This is a genomic window from Amycolatopsis lurida (genome assembly GCF_900105055.1).
Taxonomy (GTDB): Bacteria; Actinomycetota; Actinomycetes; order Mycobacteriales; family Pseudonocardiaceae; genus Amycolatopsis; species Amycolatopsis lurida.
Genome location: NZ_FNTA01000004.1, coordinates 5,410,841 through 5,427,919, shown reverse-complemented (window position 1 = coordinate 5,427,919; position 17,079 = coordinate 5,410,841). Strand labels below are relative to the sequence as shown.

13 protein-coding genes are annotated in these 17,079 nt (G+C 70.6%); 2 read left to right on the top strand and 11 right to left on the bottom strand.

Annotated features, from left to right (window positions below):
* Window positions 1-58: 58 nt before the first annotated feature.
* The 3 genes from BLW75_RS31145 to BLW75_RS31135 all read right to left on the bottom strand — a co-directional run bounded on the left by BLW75_RS31145 (window position 59) and on the right by BLW75_RS31135 (window position 3,904).
* On the bottom strand, window positions 59-763 hold the full coding sequence (locus tag BLW75_RS31145; RefSeq protein ID WP_091598660.1) for an LPXTG cell wall anchor domain-containing protein: 705 nt from the start codon (window positions 761-763) through the stop codon (window positions 59-61).
* Window positions 764-987: 224 nt separating this feature from the next.
* A complete protein-coding gene (locus tag BLW75_RS31140) occupies window positions 988-2,508 on the bottom strand; it encodes an amino acid permease (RefSeq protein WP_034305238.1) in 1,521 nt (506 codons plus the stop codon).
* A gap of 481 nt (window positions 2,509-2,989) precedes the next feature.
* Window positions 2,990-3,904 (bottom strand): cation diffusion facilitator family transporter, encoded by a 915-nt coding sequence (locus BLW75_RS31135; RefSeq protein WP_034305241.1) that lies wholly within the window; start codon window positions 3,902-3,904, stop codon window positions 2,990-2,992.
* Between the two features lie 143 nt (window positions 3,905-4,047).
* Here BLW75_RS31135 and BLW75_RS31130 point away from each other — a divergent pair, with 143 nt between their 5' ends.
* Window positions 4,048-7,047, top strand: a complete 3,000-nt coding sequence (locus tag BLW75_RS31130; protein ID WP_034305244.1) for an AfsR/SARP family transcriptional regulator — start codon at window positions 4,048-4,050, stop codon at window positions 7,045-7,047.
* A gap of 58 nt (window positions 7,048-7,105) precedes the next feature.
* Here the strand turns inward: BLW75_RS31130 and BLW75_RS31125 are convergent, their stop codons facing one another.
* From BLW75_RS31125 to BLW75_RS31100, 6 genes are all read right to left on the bottom strand, one after another.
* A complete protein-coding gene (locus BLW75_RS31125) occupies window positions 7,106-7,609 on the bottom strand; it encodes a hypothetical protein (protein ID WP_034305246.1) in 504 nt (167 codons plus the stop codon).
* A 190-nt stretch (window positions 7,610-7,799) separates the two neighbouring features.
* Window positions 7,800-9,023, bottom strand: coding sequence for a mannose-6-phosphate isomerase, class I (manA, locus tag BLW75_RS31120; RefSeq protein WP_034305249.1), 1,224 nt, complete (start codon window positions 9,021-9,023; stop codon window positions 7,800-7,802).
* A 66-nt stretch (window positions 9,024-9,089) separates the two neighbouring features.
* Complete coding sequence (locus tag BLW75_RS31115; protein WP_034305902.1) at window positions 9,090-10,181, bottom strand: hypothetical protein; 1,092 nt, start codon at window positions 10,179-10,181, stop codon at window positions 9,090-9,092.
* On the bottom strand, window positions 10,165-10,386 hold the full coding sequence (locus tag BLW75_RS31110; protein WP_034305251.1) for a Trm112 family protein: 222 nt from the start codon (window positions 10,384-10,386) through the stop codon (window positions 10,165-10,167). The genes BLW75_RS31115 and BLW75_RS31110 overlap by 17 nt, the downstream gene beginning before the upstream one ends.
* 51 nt (window positions 10,387-10,437) lie before the next feature.
* Complete coding sequence (locus tag BLW75_RS31105) at window positions 10,438-11,793, bottom strand: phosphomannomutase/phosphoglucomutase (protein WP_034305253.1); 1,356 nt, start codon at window positions 11,791-11,793, stop codon at window positions 10,438-10,440.
* A gap of 72 nt (window positions 11,794-11,865) precedes the next feature.
* Window positions 11,866-12,219, bottom strand: coding sequence for a DUF3499 domain-containing protein (locus BLW75_RS31100; RefSeq protein WP_073848429.1), 354 nt, complete (start codon window positions 12,217-12,219; stop codon window positions 11,866-11,868).
* Window positions 12,220-12,335: 116 nt separating this feature from the next.
* Here BLW75_RS31100 and BLW75_RS31095 point away from each other — a divergent pair, with 116 nt between their 5' ends.
* Window positions 12,336-12,767: a metallopeptidase family protein gene (locus tag BLW75_RS31095; RefSeq protein ID WP_007028954.1), complete on the top strand. Its 432-nt coding sequence runs from the start codon at window positions 12,336-12,338 to the stop codon at window positions 12,765-12,767.
* A 409-nt stretch (window positions 12,768-13,176) separates the two neighbouring features.
* Here the strand turns inward: BLW75_RS31095 and BLW75_RS31090 are convergent, their stop codons facing one another.
* A complete protein-coding gene (locus BLW75_RS31090) occupies window positions 13,177-16,449 on the bottom strand; it encodes a glycosyltransferase family 2 protein (RefSeq protein WP_034305259.1) in 3,273 nt (1,090 codons plus the stop codon).
* A gap of 133 nt (window positions 16,450-16,582) precedes the next feature.
* On the bottom strand, window positions 16,583-16,966 hold the full coding sequence (locus BLW75_RS31085; RefSeq protein ID WP_007028952.1) for a WhiB family transcriptional regulator: 384 nt from the start codon (window positions 16,964-16,966) through the stop codon (window positions 16,583-16,585).
* Window positions 16,967-17,079: the final 113 nt, after the last annotated feature.

Below are 17,079 nucleotides of genomic sequence, written 5' to 3'. Positions count from 1 at the left end.
CAGCGAAAGGGCCCTTCGCCGCGTGTCATGCGGTGAAGGGCCCTTTCGGCAACTTACGTCAGTTGGCCTTGCCGCGACGCACGCGCAGCAGGACCAGGACGCCGGCACCGGCCAGGACCAGCAGGCCACCGGCCCACAGCAGCCAGGCGTTGTCGAAACCGGTGTCCGCGAGGCCACCGCCGTTGCCGCCGTTGCCGCCCACGTTCGGGGCGGGGGCGGTGGTGCTGGGGGCTTCCGACGTCTGGGACGGCTTGTCCGTGGTGGTCGGCGCGGTCGTCGGCGGCTTGACCGTCGAGGTCTTCGTCGGCTCGCTCGGCTTCGTCGGCTCGCTCGGCTTGGTCTTCTTCTCGCCACAGGCGAACCAGTGGCTGATGTCGGCCTGCTTGCCGCCGCCGTTCATCGGCGAACGCAGCTTCTCCCACGGCGGGGTCTCGGCGAGGCCACGCTTGCCGGGCTCGTAGATGTTGTAGCCGTCGCCGCCCTTGACCACGATCGCGGTGACGGTGACGCCTTCACCGACCGCGGTGATGTTGAGGTACTTGTCCTTCTCCGTGCCACCGGTGAAGGTCAGGTCCTTCGTCGAGATCTCGGTGCCCGGCAGCTTGGCCTTCTCACAGGTGCTGACGTTCTTCGGCGTCGGGATGGCGCGGGGGTCGTCGGTGTGGCACGCCAGCGCGGTGCCCGCGGTGCCCAGCAGGGCGGCGGTGGCGAGGGCGACGACGGTGACGGCGGAACGGACGCGCCGTCTGGGCTTGATCTGCATTCAGAGCTCTCCTGTACCGATCGGGGGACAAACGAGAGAAGCGCGGTTGCCTCTTCTGAGGGACGAAGGTCAACTCGCGGTGCTTCTCCACGAGTCCCGTTCACCCGTCGGGGTGAGGCAAGAGCCCGGACGTTATCGCACACCGATTTCACACCGGAACCGGGGGCCCCGACAAAGCGGCCCACCATCCACAAAGGAATGGTGGGCCGCCGAAACGAGAATGATCAGTCCGAAACGGACGTCGGCACCTCGCCCTTGTTCTGCTTGCCGAGCAGCGAACGGCGACGGCTGTAGGCGAAGTAGATGACGACGCCCAGCGCCATCCACGCCAGGAAGCGCAGCCACGTGAGCACGGTCAGGTTCAGCATCAGCCAGAGGCAGGCGACGATCGCCAGGATCGGGATCACCGGAACCCACGGCACCCGGAAGGCGCGGGGCAGATCGGGCCGGGTCTTGCGCAGCACCAGCACGCCCGCCGAGACCAGAACGAAGGCGAACAGCGTCCCGACGTTGACCATTTCCTCGAGCTTGTCGGCCGGGAAGAACGTCGCCGCGACCGCGACCAGCCCGCCGACGACGATGGTCGCGCGCTTCGGGGTCCCGTTCGAGCCGGTCTTCGCCAGGCCGCGCGGCATCAGGCCGTCACGCGACATCGCGAAGATGATCCGGATCTGGCCGAGCATCAGCACCATGACGACGGTCGTCAGACCGGCGAGCGCGCCGACGGAGATGATGTTGGCCGCCCAGTCGACGCCGTTGGCCGCGAACGCGGACGCGAGCGTCTTCTTGCCGCCGTCACCCGCCGTGGTGCCGAGTTCCTTGTAGTTCACCATGCCGACGACCACGAGCGACACGGCGACGTACAGCACCGTGACGATGGCGAGCGAGCCGAAGATGCCGCGGGGCACGGCCTTCTGCGGGTTGCGGGTCTCCTCGGCGGTGGTCGCGACGATGTCGAACCCGATGAACGCGAAGAACACCAGCGACGCGGCGGCCAGCAGGCCGAAGACGCCGAACGCGCTGCTGCCGCCACCGGCGATCAGCGAGAACAGCGACTGGTCGACACCGGTCGACGCCGACTCCGCGGCGGGCTGGGCGTCCGGGATGAACGGCGTGTAGTTCGACCCCTTGATGTAGAAGATGCCCAGCACGATCACGAACAGCACCACCGCGACCTTGATCCCGGTGATCACCATGGAGAACCGCGAAGACAGCTTCGTGCCGACGGCGAGCAGTGTCGCGAGCACCAGCACCACGAGCAAGGCGCCCCAGTCGACCGGGATCGGGCCGAGCTCGAACGTCGTCTTCGTGCCCTTGCCGAAGATGTAGGAGAGCACGGTTTCGAGGTAGGCGGACCAGCCCTTCGACACCGCGGCCGCGCCGACCGCGAGCTCCAGGATGAGGTCCCAGCCGATGATCCACGCCATGAATTCGCCGAACGTGGCGTAGGAGAACGTGTACGCGCTCCCGGCCACCGGGACGGTCGACGCGAATTCCGCGTAACAGAGGGCGGCCAGCGCGCAGGCGATGGCCGCGAACACGAATGCGAGCGAGACCGACGGACCCGCGAAGTCACCGGCCGTCCGCGCGGTGAGGGTGAAGATGCCGGCACCGATGACGACGGCGACACCGAAGACGGTCAGGTCCCACGCGCTCAGGTTCCGCCTGAGCTTGGTCCCCGGTTCGTCGGTGTCCGCGATGGATTGCTCGATGGATTTCGTACGCCACAGACCGTTTCCGGGCACCCTTGACCTCCTACACCTGACTGCGGTTCAAGGGACCCTATCGCCCGGCCGTGACGGCAGCGCGGTGGGAGAGCAACGAAGTACTCGGAGGTCGTGGCGGTGATCGCCGGAGTACGGACGGTTGCTCCGAATGGCGGTAGCCGCTCCGGACCCGCCAAGAACACCCGGCACGTTTCCCGACCGTCCACGAGGGGCATTTCCGACGGCTGGTGCCTATGTCGCGGAGGGTGCGGCAAGGTGCCGCGGCCGGGGTCACGTGCGATGAGGCCTTCCGGCGACGTGCGGGACCGACCGGGACCCGCCGCACACCGAGAGTCCACATAGGACAGGTCCAGTGACCGGATGTCCGTTTTGTGGCGGCCTGTGCGGGGGGTCGTGAGTGGTAAAGAGCGTTAGGACGACACTTACCACTCACGACCCCCGCGCACCTGCCGACCACGTCCCGAAGGCTGCCCGGCCTCGCCGGCGCCACGAGACCGGCTCAGGCCAGCGCGCGGTCCAGGTCCGGCTCCAGGTAGATCAGCTTCGCCGTCGGCACCTTCGCCCGCACACGCGCTTCGGCGTCGTCGATCGCCTGCGCGATGTCCGCGGTCTCCAGCCCAGGCACCAGCGCGAGCTTCGCGGCCACCAGCATCTCGTCCGGGCCGATGTACAGCGTCCGGATGTGGATGACCCGCTCGACCTTGCCCGCGGCGAGCTCGTCGACGATCACGTCGAGATCGGACTCGGTGGCCCCTTCGCCGATCAGCAGGCTCTTCATCTCGATGATCAGGATGATCGCGATGACGCCGAGCAGCACACCGATCGTCACGGTGCCGATGCCGTCCCACACCGGGTCACCCGTGAGCACCGAAAGCCCGACGCCCGCGAGCGCGAAGATCAGACCGAGCAGCGCGCCCGCGTCCTCCAGCAGCACCACCGGCAGTTCCGGCGTCTTGGCCTGGCGGATGAAGGCCCACCAGCCCGCGTCGCCCTTGATCTTCTTCGACTCCTGGATCGCGGTGTAGAAGGAGTAGCACTCCAGTCCGATCGCGACCACCAGGATGCCGACCGCCACCAGCGGCGATGTCAGGTCCTCCGGCTCGGTGATCTTGTGGACGCCCTCCCACAGCGCGAACACCGAGCCGAGGGTGAAGAGCATCAGCGCGACGATGAACGAGTAGAAGTACCGGTCCCGTCCGAAGCCGAACGGGTGGGTGCGGGTCGCCTTGCGCTGCGAGGTCTTCTGACCCAGCAGCAGGAGCCCCTGGTTCGAGGTGTCCGCGAGCGAGTGCACGGACTCGGCCAGCATCGAGGACGACCCCGTGATGAGGTAGCCGGCGAACTTCGCGGCCGCGATTCCGGCGTTCGCGACGAGCGCGGCGATGATCGCCTTGGTTCCGCCACCTGCAGACACGTGCAACTCCCCAATGGTGTCCCGATATGCCGGGTTCGAAGGCTAGCAGTGCAGATGAACCCGTACACGGCGGGCGGGACAGGTCACAGAATTGTCGGGCCTCCTCGCTAGTCTCGCCCCTCTCATGACCTGGGGAGGTGCCCGTGCCGCGATTCGGCGTGCTCGGACCGCTGACGATCGAGAGCCCGCCCGGGCGGCGCACGACGCCGCGCGGCGATCACCAGCGCGCCCTGCTGGCCGTCCTGCTGCTGAACGCGAACTCGTCCGTCCCGGTCGACGCCCTGGTCGAAACCCTCTGGCCGGGCACCCCGCCGAAGTCGTACTCCTCGAATCTGCACACGTACGTCTCCCGCCTGCGGGCCCGGTTCGAGGGGCTGGAGATCGAGCGGGATCCGCACGGTTACCGGCTGGTGGTCGAGCCTGCCGACCTCGATCTGCTGTCCTTCCGTGAAGCCGCCGCGGCGGGGAAGGCGGCGGCGCGGGCGGGCGATCCGGCGGCCGCTGCCGGGCACTACCGCCGGGCGCTGGCGGAATGGCGCGGCCCGGTCCTTTCCGGACTGCACGTCCCCCGGCTCGACGCGGACATCGCCCGGCTCGAGTCGGAGCGGCTCGCCGCCTTCGAAGACTGTGTCGACGCCGAACTGTCCGACGGCAGGCACGGCGAGCTCACCGGCGAACTGCAGGCGATGATCACCGAACATCCGCTGCGCGAGCGGCTCGCCGCGCAGCTGATGATCGCGCTGCACCGCGCCGGGCGGCAGGCCGATTCCCTGGCCGTCCACCGCGACCTGCGCGCCACCCTCGTCGAGGAGCTCGGCGTGGAGCCCGGCGCGGAGGTCCGCCGGGTGCACGCCGCCGTGCTGCGAGGCGAGGATCCGGTGCCCTCGGCCAAGACCGCGCCGGTCTTCCCGATCTGCCAGCTGCCGCCGGACATCGCGGATCTCGCCGGCCGCGAGAGCGAGATCGCGAAGCTCTCCGCGCTGCTCGGCGAAAGCAAGGGTGTCCCGGTCGCGGTGATCACCGGCGAACCGGGTGCGGGCAAGTCCACGCTCGCGGTCACCACCGCGCACAGGCTCCGCCGGTCCTTTCCGGACGGCCAGCTGTTCGTCCCGCTGGCGGGCGCCTCCGCCCCTCGCGAACTCGCCGGCGTCCTCGGCGACCTGCTGCGCGCGCTCGGCGTCACCGGTCCGGCCATCCCGGACGACGTCGAGGCCAGGGCGGCGGTCTATCGCGGCCGCCTCGCCGATCGGCGGGTCCTCGTGGTGCTCGACGACGCCGCGAGCCCCGAGCAGGTTCGCGCGCTGCTGCCGGGAACGCCGGGCAGCGCGGTGCTGATCACCAGCAGGCGGCGGCTTTCCGGGCTCGCGGGCGCGGATCGGCTCCATCTCGCGCCGCTGACCGGCGCCGAGGCGATGACGCTGCTGGCACGGCTGGCCGGGCCGGACCGGGTCGGCGCCGAACGCGCGGACGCGGAACGGATCGCCAAGGCCTGCGGCAATCTCCCGCTGGCGTTGCGGATCGCCGGCAGCAGGCTCGCTATGCGGCCCGGCCTGCCGCTCGGGAAGCTCGCCGGGAAGCTGGAGGACGAGGTCTCGCGCCTCGACGAACTCCAGGTCAGCGATCTCCAGGTCCGCGGCAGTATCGCGCTGAGCTATCAGGCGCTGAGCCCGGCGGCGCGGCGCGCGTTCCGGCTGATCGGCCGCTGCCGCACCCTCGACCTGCCCGCTTGGGCCGTGTCGACGCTGATCGATGATGAAGGCGCCGACGAGGCCATCGACGAACTCGTCGAGGCCAGCCTGCTCGAAGCCACCGGCCTCGATCCGACGGGCGAGCAGCGGTTCCGTGTCCACGATCTCGTGCGCGTGTTCGCCACGGAACTCGGCCGGGCGCTGGAGACCCACGCCGAGCGGGTGGCGTCGGTCGCGAAGGTGTCGGACGCGGCGTTGTGCCTCGCCGACACGGCGGCGCGCCGCCTGCCGAGGACGGTGCCGATGCCGTTGTCGGATCACGACGTGCCCGCGCAGCCGTTGGCGGACGAACTGGTCGAGCGGCTGCTGCGCGACCCAGGCACCTGGTTCTCCGTGGAACGGGCCAACCTGGTCACCGCCGTCTCGTCGCTGTGCGCCGTCGGCTGGCGGCGGAAAGCGTTGCGGATACTGGAAAGGCTGAGCGCGTACCTGTACCTGCACAGTCATCACACCGACATGCGGACGGCGTACGAGACCTTGCGCGACGCCGCCCGCGAGGCGGGCGACCGGCATATCGTGGTCATCGCCGAGGCGAACCTGGCGGTACTGCTGCACGTTCGCGGCGAGTACGAGCTCGCCGCCGAGGGCTACCGCGAGTGTTCGAAGGAATTGGCGGAGCTGGGCGACATTTCCGCGCAGGCGTGGGTCGAGACGAACCTGGCCCGCTGCCTCGTCGGGCTCGGCAGGGCGGGAGAATCCCTGCATGCCGCGACCCAGGCCCGCGAACTGTCCACTGTGGAGGAAAGCGGGGCGTACGCGCGGCAGGCGGAGTCCGCGGCGTTGCACCGCCTCGGCAAGATCTCCGAGGCGCTGGAGATCGACAGGCGCAGCCTCGCACACGCGCGCGAACGCGGCGACGAACGTCAGCTCGGTGTTGCCCTGCAAGGGCTTTCGTGGTCGTTGATGCTCGACGGACGCCCGGAGGAGGCCTTGGAAACGATCGAGGAATCGGTCCGGGTGCTGGGCCGGACGACGGCGAAATCGGCGCTGGCGAAGTCGTTGCGCACCCAGGGCGCCATCCTCGCGGGCGCCGGACGGCGGGACGGCGCGGTGAAGGCCTACGAGCACGCGCGACGGCTGGCAGGAGCGCTCGAAGAACGGCCGAGAGAGCTTTCCTGCACGCGCGCGATCGCCGCGAGCTGGATCGGCGACGGGCGGGCCGATCGCGCGATTCCCGTGCTGCGCCAGTGCCTTGACGAATTCCGCGCCATGGGCGGGAAACCCGCGACGGCCCTCACCCTGCACGTGTTGCGCAGGGCGTACGAGGCCACCGGAGAAACGAAGGCGGCCGAGGCGGCGGGCGAAGAGGCGAAGCGATTGGAAGTCCCCCACGACGCCAACGCTTCGACCCTCGTCCGGTTGCTGTTGTCGCTCACCGAACCCGCCCCGGCCTGACCGGGGGGTGCCCGACCCCTCAGACGGGCACCACCCGGAAGTCACCATCGGCCGTGGATCACCCGAACCGTGGTTCGCGGCGTCCGGCGGAGAACCAGGCCAGCACGATCGCCAGCACGCCGTTGGCCGCGGCGTCCCACACCGGCGGCGTGGCGGGCCCGAGCCGTGCGACCGCGAACACGGTGATCAGCCCGGCGACGGTCAGCGTCACGCGGACGGGCTGGGTGCCCGTCACCACCAGCGCGGCCGTGAGCAGCACTTGCGCGCCGAGCGAGACGAGCACGACCAGCGGAAGGCTCAGCCTGCTCTCCGCGCCGGAGGCGAGGCCGTGCAGGCCGGAGCCCGCGGCCTTGACGGACTCGATCGTTTCGCCGGCCGGCCCCGCCAGCGCCTGCGCGGAGCCGACCAGGTCCTGGCCGCTCGGCAGCGGGAGCACGAGGTCGACGACCGGGACGAGCACGGTCACCACGGCGGCTCCGAGCACGGCGAGCAAGACGGTGGGGCGCGCGGAGACCGGCACCCGGAAAGCGCGTCCGCTCGCCGTGTCGGGATGGGAAGTCACTACTGCTGCTCCTTGGCTATCGACATCCGGGACGAGCCGACGCCAAGCGCCGGGTCACCCCTTCGGGCGATAGTTGCGGAACCCACCACACGGAACGCACACACTTCGGCCAAGCCCCCCATGCATTTAGTCCTCTGGATGCGGTCCTTGCACGCGCAAGTACCGCATCCAGAGGACTAAATGCGAGGAATCAGCAGGTGCCGGCGGTGGCGCGGAACACCTGGGTGCGCTCTCCGGACAGCGGCCGCACCCGGACGGCGGGGTCGGCGGCCGGGAGCCACACCGACTGGCCGCGGCGGAGTTCGACCTGCTCGCCGTCGTCGGCCGTCACCAGCAGGCCACCGGCGGTGCACAACAGGATCTGCGGGCCGACGTCGTGCACGGTGACCTCCCCGCCGTCCCCGGCCTCCCAATCGATCCGCGACAGCTCGAACTCGGGCGCGTCGGTGCGGTACACCGACATGCGCTCCTCGCGTTCTCCGCTCTGCACCGGCATCTCGCCGCACGCGAAGTCGACGACGCGCAGCAGCTCCGGCACATCGACGTGCTTCGGGGTCAGCCCGCAGCGCAGGATGTTGTCCGAATTCGCCAGGATCTCGACGGCGGTGCCGTGGAGGTACAGGTGCAGGTTCCCGGCGGGCAGGTAGATCGCCTCGCCCGCGCTGAGGGTGAGCCGGTTGAGCAGCAGCGCCGCGAGCACGCCCGCGTCACGGGGGTGCGACTCGCCGAGCTCCAGGATGGTGCGGCATTCGAGGTCGAACTCGCCGCGTTCCTGAACGTGCTTCACGCACGAATCGAGGACCTCGGGCAACAGTTCGTCGAGTGCCGCCTGCGGCAGGGTGATCCAGGTGGTGAACAGCGCGCGCAGCCCGGCCGGATCCGGCTGGGCCTCCAGCAGCACCGCGTACTTCGCCAGCCCGGGCGTCTCGATCGCCTTCAGCAGCGAGATCGTGCGTTCCGGGTCGCGGAAGCCCGCCAGCGCGTGGAACTCCGTCAGCGCGCAGACGAGTTCCGGCTTCGCCGTCGGATCCGGGTAGTTGCGGTTCGAAGCGTCGCGCGGGATCCCCGCCGACTCCTCGCGCGCGTAGCCCTCCGCCGCCTGCGCGGCCGACGGATGCGCCTGCATCGATAGCGGCTCTTCGGCGGCGAGGATCTTCAGCAGGAACGGCAGCCTGCCGCCCCAGCGGCCGGCGCAGGTCGTGCCGAGCTGGCCGACCGGATCGGCTTCGACGAGCTCCAGCAGGCTCCGCTCGGTACCGTCCGGGCCGATGACGTGGGACGGGTCGCCCGGGTGGGCACCCATCCACAGTTCCGCCTCCGGATGCGGCGCCGGCACCGGGCGCCCCAACAGCTCGGGGATCGTCGTTCTCGACCCCCACGCGTAGGGCCGCACGGCATTGCGCAGCAGCTCCACTGTCACCTCAACTCCTCGCCGGGCACGGGTGGTGCCGGCCCTCATTGCTTACGTCGCGCTCGGGACTCACGCCGTTGCGGGCGTGTACCTCCCGGCGCCGCCGATGCTGCCGACGGCCAGCCCCAGATAGACCGCGGCCAGCTCGAACCGGAGCGCGAGAACGGCCGCACGCACGATCTCGTCCGTTTCGATCTCTTCGGCCGGGGCGATCACGTCGCCGCCGGGCAGCAGGTCTTCCGCCTGATAGCGGGCCGCCTCGGCGGCCGGACCCGTGCGAACAGAGAGGAGCAAGACCTTCGGCGTCGCACCGGCCCCCTCCTCCGGGTCCGCGAAGATATCGCGCTCGACGCCCCCGGACAACGCCGCCCGCCGCAAAGCGGGCCTGGCCAGTGCCTGGCGATAGTCCTCGACATCACAGACGAGGGCGGCGTGCGCGGCGAACGCGTGGGCCGCGTGCTCGCCGACGGCGACCGCCACCGGGTCCAGCCCCCACAGCAGCGGCTGGCGCTCGGCCAGCTTCAGCGCCATCGCCTTGGCCGGGTTCGCGAATGAATCCCTGGCCAGGTAATCCTTCTCGGCCTCCGCGTCGAGATGGTCCGCGAGCTGCTCCAGGTCGGCCACCAGCAGGCCGAGCGCGTTCGCGGTCAGCAGGGCGGCGGCGAGCCCGCGCGGGAACGCCATCTCCGGCGGAACCGGGATCCTCGGCGCGAGCAGGACGCCTTTGCCCGCGACGGCGGCCGCGACGGGGCCTTCGTCGGGCGCGGACAGCACGACGGTCGCCCCGAACCGGGCGGCGCGTTCCAAGGAAGCCGCCAGCTCGCGGTCGCCGGCGTCGTCGGTGTGCGCGAAGACCACGTCGAGCGCGCCGATCCAGCTCGGCACCACCTCGGCGACGACCACCGGCACCGGGCACGACGGGGTCAGGAGCGCGGCGACCAGCCGGGTCAGCGTCCGGCTGACCCCCGGCCGGTCGATCAGCACGAGCGAGCGCGGGCGCCCGACGTCCAGGCGATCGCTCAGCTCGAGTTCGGCCGCGGCTTCGGCGGTCGCCCGGACCTGGGCGCCCGCCATCGCGGCGGCACGGAGGAGCCCCGCGGTGTCGGCCTCGGCCAGCCTCGCGGGATCGTCGAGGAGTGAATCGTCAGGGACCGTCGGCATGAGCGCCATCCGGGGTCGTCGGCTCGGTGGCTTCGTCCAGCAACAATACCGGGATTCCATCACGGACCGGATACACGCGACCGCATTCCGTGCAGGTCAGTGCGTCGGCTTCCGGGTCGGCCGGCGTCCCCGGCCGCAGCGGCGCGTGATCAGGGGACGGGCAGGCCAGGATCTCCAGCAACTGTGCGTCGAACGTGACGGCCATGGTTACTCCTACCTGTGGGACGTCTCTACGTGTGTTTTCACGACACATTCGTTACCCACGGACGATCGCCAATACGTCTTCGGTCAGCGCCCGGACGGCCTCGGCGTCGGCGGCCTCGACGTTCAGGCGGAGCAGCGGCTCGGTGTTGGACGGGCGCAGGTTGAACCAGCCGCCGCCCGGGAGCTGCACGGTGAGACCGTCCAGTTCGTCGATTTCGACGCCGTCGCGGGCGCCGAACGCGTCCTTGACCGCCATCATGCGCGCGACCTGGTCGTCGACGGTGGAGTTGATCTCGCCGGAGGCCGAGTAGCGCGAGTACTCCGCCGTCAGCTCGGACAGCGGGCCCGCCTGCTCGCCGAGGGCGGCGAGCACGTGCAGCGCGGCCAGCATGCCGGTGTCGGCACGCCAGAAGTCGCGGAAGTAGTAGTGGGCGGAGTGCTCTCCGCCGAAGATCGCGCCGGTCTTGGCCATCTCGGCCTTGATGAACGAGTGGCCGACCCGGGTGCGCACCGGCTTGCCGCCGTGTTCGGCGACGATCTCCGGGACCCCCTTCGACGTGATCAGGTTGTGGATGATGGTGCCGCCCGGCTCCTTCTCCAGCTCCCGGATCGCGACCAGCGCGGTGATGGCGCTCGGCGAGACCGGCTCGCCGCGCTCGTCGACGACGAAGCAGCGGTCCGCGTCGCCGTCGAAGGCGAGACCCGCGTCGGCGCCTTCCTCGCGCACCTTCGCCTGGAGGTCGACGATGTTCTTCGGGTCGAGCGGGTTGGCCTCGTGGTTCGGGAAGTTGCCGTCGAGCTCGAAGTACATCGGAACGACCTCGATGGGCAGGCCCGCGAAAACCGTCGGAACGGTGTAGCCGCCCATGCCGTTGCCTGCGTCGACGACGACCTTCAGCGGACGGCTGCCCGACAGGTCGACGAGCTTGCGCAGGTACGCCGCATAGTCCGCGAGGACGTCCTTCTCGGTCACCGAACCGCGCTGGCCCTCGAAGGCGGGCACACCCTGCTCGACGGTGTCGCGGATCTCCGCGAGACCGGAGTCCTGGCCGACGGGGGCGGCGCCCGAGCGGCACAGCTTGATGCCGTTGTACTTCGCCGGGTTGTGGCTGGCGGTGAACATGGCGCCCGGCAGGTTGAGCGACCCGGACGCGAAGTACAGCTGGTCGGTGCTGGCGAGGCCGATCGACACGACGTCGAGGCCCTGCGAGGTCACGCCGTCGGCGAACGCGGCGGCCAGCTCGGGCGAGGAGTCGCGCATGTCGTGGCCGATCACCACGGAGTCGGACTCCGGCTTGATCAACAGGGCGAACGCCGATCCGAGGTCGCGGACGAGTGCCGCGTCCAGCTGCTCACCGACCACGCCGCGAATGTCGTAGGCCTTCACGATGCCCGAAAGGTCTGGCACGCCTGCTCCCCGCCAATAGTCTCGTTACAACGCCCTCTGGCGCGCTCGAAAGCCTACCGGCGAGCCCTCGCGTCAGGCGCGGCCGGGCAGGACGCGCAGGTGGCCGCGCCTGCCCGAGGGTCCCTCGGGTTCGGGCTCGGGCGCGGGCTTGTCCGACCGGCCCGCCTCGCGCACGGCCTCGGCCAGCGCGGTCAGCTCGTCGGCGGACGGGTCCGGGGCGGCGAAGGCCCCTTCGTGCCGGACGACTTCCCAGCCCTTGGGCACGGTCAGCCGGAGGGCGTGTGCCTCGCAGAGGTCATAGGAGTGCGGCTCGCTCGCCGTGGCCAGTGGGCCCACGACGGCCGTCGAATCGCTGTAGGCATACGTGAGCGTGGCGACAGCGGGTTCGAGACAACCCGTTCGCGAACACTTTCGTACGCTCCGCACGATCGAGAACGATAGCGCGTCGCGAGCCGGGCGCACCGGCGACACGCGCTTTGATTCGCCGAGCGCGTACCCTTCGGTTCGTGGCGACGGCTCGTGATTCCCGACAGCGACGGCGGATGCGCCGGGACCGGCACGGCCGGGGCCTGCGCGGAGCGCTGTATCCGTCGACCCTTCCCGCCGCCGCTAGCAGGGCGGAAAGGTTCGACGCGCTGGTTTTGGACGCGCTCGAACCGATCGAAGCGCGGTGGCGGCACGAGCTGACGAAGCTCGACGTCGCCGTCGACGACGTTCCCGAAGTTCGCTCGGATGGCGCACCGACCGGAGTGGACGGCGTGTTGCACGACGGCGCCGTCCCGCTCTCGCGGCTCGTGCCCGCCGGCGTCGACCGCGCCGGCCTCCCGACGCGGGCCCGCATCGTCCTCTACCGCCGCCCCCTCGAAGCGCGCGCGAAGGACCCCGGCGAACTCGCGGAACTCGTCCACGACGTCCTCGTGGAACAGGTGGCGGGCTACCTCGGCGTCGAACCCGACGTCATCGAAGGCGAATAACCCTCACCTCCGCACCCCAGCCCCCGCCCACCCCAGCCCCCGCCCTTCCCCGGGGGGCGTCCCCAGCCCAGTGTATCGCGGGACAGCGACGGGACCTGCGGAAACGGCGCTGGAGCGCCTAATTGTCCACAAGGGGAACGGGCTGTGGACAACTCAGGGGCCGAGGTGTGGGCCAGATGGTTCAGAAGGTTCCCAATGTCGCATTTGAGACGCTGAGCGACCCTAATGCGACATTGGGAACCCTGAGGCCTCCCAGTCGCAGGCGGGATGGCCCCAATGTGGCGTCAGGGACGTTGAGTGTCCCCAATGCCACATTCGGGACACGAGCCGAAGCCCAGCCGACCGCTGAAGGCCCGCGTGGAGAACGCTCAACGTCTCAAAGAGCGCCTTCAGGACTTCCGAAAGAACCTCAAGAGCGCCTCCGCGTAGGCACAGCGGTCAGCAGCGTGAACAGCACCGCCGCCATCTGCGCCAGCAGCAGCAGGTTCCGCGTGGTCCCCTGGTGCTCCACCACGACCTCCGAGGGCGTGGGCGGCACCGAGACCGCGACCTGGTGGCCCCAAGCCCGCACGATCGGCACGGCTTTGCCGTCCACACTCGCCTGCCAGCCCGCCTCGAACTCCGCGGCCAGCACGAGCAGCCGCCCGGTCGGGCCTTCCGAGACGCGCACCCGCACGTCCGGCAGCCCGGCCTGCACCGGCGCCACCCCGGGCGACGCCCCCGGCGCGCCCTTCCCGGTCACGGCCGCCTGCGCCAGTTCCGGCGAGATCAACGCCACCTGTCCGCCGGCGGGCAGCAGCCGCAGCACCGGCCGCCCGTCGGAGGTCGGCGCGGCCGGGGCCACCAGATCACGCGCGAGTTCGACGAAGGCGCCACCATCCGCGCCGCTCGGCAGCACGACATACGACACCCCCGAGGCCAAAGCAGCCGCGAAGGCCTGTTTGACGGCGTCCGGCGAGCCTTGCAGGAGATCCCGGCGCCACGAGGCGAGCCGATCGGCGCTGCCCGGCGTCGGCGCGAACTCGTCGTCGCCGAAACTCGGCAACCGCCCACCGGTCTGCCGGGCACCGTCCTGAACAGGCCCGATCACCAGCACCGAGCGGCCACTCGAAGCCAGCTCCGCGGAAATCTCCGGAGCCAGTGAAGGACGCTCACCCGCCCGCAACGGCCCTTCCCGTCCGGCGACGACCGCACCGGTCGCCAACGCCAGCAGCACGAGCACCCCGGCCACGGCCGTGACCTTCGCCAGCCACGGCGCGGGGTCGACCCCGGACCCGCCTCGCTGCCAGGTCGCCAGCACCGTCCACAGCAACCCCGCGCTGATCACCAGCAGCGGCACCCCGGCGTACCCGGTCGCGTGCGCGCCACCCGACATCGGCGTCACCGCGACGAACCGCACCGCCACGAGCCCGAGCACACCCAGCACGACGACCGCGACACCGCCGCCCGCGCCCTTCGACGGCCGGACCACCAGCGCGACGATCGCGGCCGCGACCAGCGCCACCCCGATCGGCCACGCGCCGGGACCGCCCGGGTCCAGTCCGGCGAGGTCGGCCCCGGACGCCGCCGTGGCGCCGCCGCCGAGCCCGTGCAACAGCAGTTCCGGATGCCGCAGCAGCACACTCGGCCACGGCAGCAGCAACGCCAGCGGCAGGAACACCACGATGCCGACCGACGCGATCCGCCGCGCGAGCCCGGTCGGCGACGGCAGCACCACGAACCCGATGAGCAACCCGACCAATGCCAGCGCGTGCGCCAGCGGTGAGAAGGCGCCGATCAGCGCCAGGCCGATCGCGCTCAGCGCGGAAACGTGCAGCCAGCGCGAGTCCGCACGGACCAGCAGCCCGACGATGCCCGCGATCACCAGGGGCAGCAGCAGGTGCACGACGACGACGTCGACACGTCCCTGCGCGACCGAAGCGGTGGCCGCGGGGAGCACGCCATATGCCGCCGCGACGACGGCCCGGACCCAGCGACGCACGCGAAGGTGACGAGTGGCGGCGTACGCGCTCAGAGCGGCGAGCGGGATGTCACCGATCAGCAGGATCGCGACCAGTGCCGCAGGCCCGCCGATCGGGGTGAAGATCGCGCCGAGCGTGCCCAGCACCGGCAATGTCGCGGGCGCGGGGCTCGCGGTCCCGCCCGCGATCGCGTGCCACGGCGCGAGATACGACGACCAGATCTCGCCGAGCCCGCCGACCGGCAGCAGCTTCCCGCCGAAAAGGTCCAGCCCGAGCCGCGAACCGTTGATCACGAACGCGAGTGCCGTCAGCACCACGAGCATGAGCACCGGCGGGGCGAACACGGTCGCGCCCAGGACGCGTTTCCGGTCCACCTCGACGAACACGAGCTCGGGTTCCGGCCGCCGCCCGCCGTCCCGCGGCACCGGTGACGGTTTCGGCCCAGCCGCCGCGGGTTTCTCGGGAACCGCGACCGCGACGACCCCGCTGGGCCGCCGCAGACCAGTCCCCCGCGAGCCGACCCCGCGCATCGCTCCCGCCGGCAGCGCGCCGGGCCCGACCGGCCGCTCCTGTCCGGCCTTCACCGCCTCCGGCGGAATCCAGGCCCCTTCCTGATCGACGCTCTCCGGCACCGTCCCGAGGGCGAAATCCCGTTCGACGCCACGCCGGACGAGACCGACGACACCGGCGCGCACCGCGTTGCGCACCCGCGTCATCCGGCCGGTGAACAGTCCTCGGACATGGCCCGGCCTGCCGGTCTTCCGGCGTTCGGCGCGGGCCGCGCGCAACCCGCCGCGCCCGCGCAGCAGGTACCAGGCGGCCGCGAGTTCCGCGCCCGCCTCGCCGGTGCGCCGCAGCACCAGGAACGCGAGCGCCCTCAGCACCGCGAACACCGGGATTCGAAAAAGTCCGAACCAAAAGGACAGTGGGGAGCAGTTGACGAGGAACACCCGCAGCCCGTGCGCGCGGTTCGCCGTCGCGAGGGGAAGCTCGAGGGCGTCCGGTTCGCGCTGCCCGGTGCTGAGCGCGCGAGCGTGCCGGAGCCGGGCCGTCGGCACCGAAAGCACCCGGCCGCCCGCGGCGTTGGCGCGCCAGCCGAAGTCGAGATCCTCGCGCAGCAAGGAAAAGCGGGGGTCGTAGCCGCCGAGGTCGTGCCAGACTTCCCGCCGCACCAGCGATCCCGCGCTCGGCACGGCGAGCACGGCGATGTCGCTCTCGTCCGGTGCGACCTGTTGCCGGTGACCGATGGCGTCGGTCGACAACCCGGCTTCGACGATGAGCCGCGGATCGCTCCAGTCGACCGCGAGCGGGCCGAGCACCGTCGCCTCTGGCTCGTTTTCGGCCGCTGCCAACAGGTTTTCGAGACAGTCGGGTTCCGGCGCGCAGTCGTCGTGCAGGAGCCAGAGCCAGCCACCGGGATCACCCCAGCGTTCGACGGCGTGCTCGACGGCCTCGCCGACGGCGGCGCCGAAGCCGACATCACGGGAAAGTGTGAGAATTCCGTCCAAGACCGGCGCTTCGCCGACGGACGCCGCGTCGGCGAGGATCTTCGCCGTCCCATCGGTGGATCCGGTGTCGACCGCGAGGATGTGCCGCGGCCGGACTCCGCTGCGCCGCAGCGCGGAAAGTGCCAGTGGCAACCAGTTCTCGCCGTTGTGACAGACCACAATGGCCAGAACGGGGACCGTGCGCAACACAGGTGACGCGGCAGTGCGGGACAACGGGCACTCCAGATGTGGCGGCGAAGTCGAGTGCCGCCACCCTACGACGCGACCCTGTCACCCGTTGGTGGCCCCACGATGTGGAAGCGGGCGTAAGCGATCTCCGGCGCGCTCAGGCCGCCGGAGATCGCCGTCACACAGCTCGCTTTTTCAGTTTCCTACGCTCACGTTCGGAGAGCCCGCCCCAAATACCGAACCGCTCGTCATGCGCGAGGGCGTACTCGAGGCACTCGTCCTTGACCTCGCAACCGAGGCAGATCCGCTTGGCTTCACGGGTGGAGCCGCCCTTCTCGGGGAAGAACGCCTCCGGGTCCGTCTGCGCGCAGAGGGCCCGTTCCTGCCAGTCCTGCTCTTCCGCGGAGGCATCGTCGAAAAGCTCGGTGAGATCGCCCAGTTGCTGCTCCGGGACCTCACCCCAACCCACGACTTGCCCCCATTCCCTTCCATCTGCTTCCAACCGCACGTCCGCCTCCTCGCTGTCCACGCACTCCCCAGGCTGGCGGTGTTGAAACACCATCCGCCGCCCCCTTCCAGCGACGAATGACATCACTGTGATTACACCCGTGTAGTGCGGTCAGGTCAAGCGGAGTAGCGAGTTCGGGGGATACCCGCGCCTCATCGCGCAAGGGG

Bases quoted from the DNA above. Each gene is read 5' to 3' on its own strand.
- BLW75_RS31145 (WP_091598660.1), bottom strand. From the start codon at position 763: ATGCAGATCAAGCCCAGACGGCGCGTCCGTTCCGCCGTCACCGTCGTC.
- BLW75_RS31115 (WP_034305902.1), bottom strand. From the start codon at position 10,181: ATGCCGACGGTCCCTGACGATTCACTCCTCGACGATCCCGCGAGGCTG.
- BLW75_RS31110 (WP_034305251.1), bottom strand. From the start codon at position 10,386: ATGGCCGTCACGTTCGACGCACAGTTGCTGGAGATCCTGGCCTGCCCG.
- BLW75_RS31095 (WP_007028954.1), top strand. From the start codon at position 12,336: ATGCGCCGGGACCGGCACGGCCGGGGCCTGCGCGGAGCGCTGTATCCG.
- BLW75_RS31085 (WP_007028952.1), bottom strand. From the start codon at position 16,966: ATGGTGTTTCAACACCGCCAGCCTGGGGAGTGCGTGGACAGCGAGGAG.